This is a genomic window from Leptolyngbya sp. BC1307 (assembly GCF_002286735.1).
Lineage (GTDB): Bacteria > Cyanobacteriota > Cyanobacteriia > Phormidesmidales > Phormidesmidaceae > Phormidesmis.
The window spans coordinates 1-2,079 of the sequence record NZ_NRTA01000117.1 but is presented as its reverse complement, the minus strand read 5'-3'; the positions used below and the strand labels follow the sequence as shown (position 1 = coordinate 2,079).

The following is a 2,079-nucleotide window of genomic DNA, read 5'->3' as shown; positions in this document are numbered from 1 at the left end:
CCATAATGAGCCGTGATATCAGCGTTTCGCCTGATTTGTTTGAGCATCTGGGCGTGGTTCACAAATGGCTACTTTTGGGTAACACTTGCAGCACAATTTGCAATAGCTCAATAACCGCTGGTAGAAAGCAAGATTGTTTTAGATTAAAACAGTAGATTGCAGGCTAAGCTGTCAGCGGCTGAGTCGTTGTCAGCGCCGCTCTTTGTCTAATCACATCAGGCAGAAAAGGAATGGTGTCATCGTGTTTGAGTCTGGAGGTGAGATATTGCCAGAATGAAAAGCCCAGCTTGCGACAGGTTTTCTGAAGACCGATAAAGGTATCGCGAGCCTGCCTGCCCAAGTCATGCCGAGTGGTGCCACTAATCTTGCGTCGGGTAACGACAGAGCGGATATCCGATTCAGCGGCATTGGTATGTAGTGGCAGGGTCGGCATCTCCAGGACGCGCAACAGTTCTGCTTTGTGGTCCGTGAATTGTTTGAGCACCGCATTCAAGGGCTCATTGTCCTCAAAGGCTTGGCCAAAAATGGCATCAAAGCATCGATTGAATGCCGGAATATCTGCCACTGAAGGGGATTGGCGATAAAACTTCAGGGCTTGATAGTAGGCCCACAGTTGATAGCGAAGGGATTCAGTTTGTTTGAGTTGTTCAGGCGTGTCCCCGCTTAATTTACGCAGGCACCGTTCCATATGAATCCAGCACAGGGCATGAACAAATAAGACAAACTGTGGTGCACCATCACTGAGAATAATCAACTCAGGTAATACCCCATGGGCAATCACACTGCCCAGTAAGGCCGCTTCGGTGACCAATCTGACAGCGAGCGGGGTGATAATATCGAGGCGTTCTAGATAAGTCGTCCAAGCCGACTCACCCTGACAAATCACCTGCTCAGAAAAGCTCAGTTTCTCTAAATGGCGAGACGCTAGCCCATGAGAGCTCAGGTAGGCTTGGGCATATTCGTTGAGCACATAGTCCTCAAACGGATGACGCAGGAGCTTGAGATAGTTTTGCCGGGACTTGTGCTCACTACTGCGAAAATAGGCAAATAGCGCGTTGCCGACCACCGTACAATAGCCATTGCGGCCTTGATGACGCGCCCCGGTACATCGGTGTGAACATAGGCGGCACTCTCCAAGCCTGCCCGCAGAACAGCGGTTTGCTCGTCATGGAAGCGGCTGTCTTCTGCCATCAGGATGCGGTTTACCTGGCCGGTGGAAATCTCGATATCAAAGGCTTGTAGCTGCTTGTAAATCAGATGCTGCGTGGACTCAATTTTCTACCAGATGCGCTCATTGAGTTACACCATCTCGATGGCAACCACGACAATCATCGTCGTCAGAATCTGGCCTTGCTGCATCGTCACTGCCACGACCAGGCACACTCAGCTAAAACCCTGTTAACGACTGGTACTTGTGACACCGAGCCCAGTTAGAGAGGAGCCGGATGCGATGAAAGTCGCACGTCCGGTTTTGAAGTCGAGTCGAGCGGGCGACCGTTTGGCTTAGATTAACCAGGGGTCTAGCCTACGCGATCGCATAGAAAGTGTAACTCGCCGCTGAACCACGCCGGACTACAGCCTTCCTTTTCAGGACTAAAAGCCTTGTTCGAGCAGTTTTTGGCAATAGAGACGTTCGATTTCCCGAAGATGGATAGGTATGAAACATTCTCATAAATCATTTAGGATGGCTATACTCCGATAACTTTCTTTGAATAGCTTTCACATATTCTTCACGTAAGGTTTAATCCAATAACCCACTGTGTCCGCACTAATTACGTATGCTGGAGCTAGGGGGTGTTTAGACTTCCCAAAATCTTCTACAGACGGTAGCGCGTTTTAGAGGGGCTCCACAACAGTACTGAATGTGCCTAGGACAGATGGAACCCACAACAGACCTCCTCAATGAGTCAAAAAGAGATTGCCGGGATGAGCCGGAGCAATGCCCAAGGGCACTAACAGCTGAAACGGTTGTACAGCAATTTGAAGCTCAAGCTGCCCGGTCGCCCGAGGTGATCGCACTCATCTGCGACGGCCACACCCTTACCTACCAACAGCTCAACGCCAAAGCAAATCAACTAG

General features: G+C 50.1%; 3 protein-coding genes. 2 read left to right on the top strand and 1 reads right to left on the bottom strand.

Annotation, left to right across the window (positions count from 1 at the left end; all coding sequences use genetic code 11):
* Positions 1 to 163 precede the first annotated feature (163 nt).
* Entirely contained in the window at positions 164 to 1,066 is a 903-nt protein-coding gene (locus tag CKL79_RS22215; RefSeq protein WP_121971686.1) for a transposase, read from the bottom strand.
* A gap of 47 nt (positions 1,067 to 1,113) precedes the next feature.
* Here CKL79_RS22215 and CKL79_RS24295 point away from each other — a divergent pair, with 47 nt between their 5' ends.
* Both CKL79_RS24295 and CKL79_RS23655 read left to right on the top strand, forming a co-directional pair.
* Entirely contained in the window at positions 1,114 to 1,242 is a 129-nt protein-coding gene (locus CKL79_RS24295; RefSeq protein ID WP_276301297.1) for a hypothetical protein, read from the top strand.
* Positions 1,243 to 1,877: 635 nt separating this feature from the next.
* On the top strand, positions 1,878 to 2,079 hold a 202-nt coding region (locus CKL79_RS23655; RefSeq protein ID WP_205879194.1), incomplete at its 3' end, for a hypothetical protein.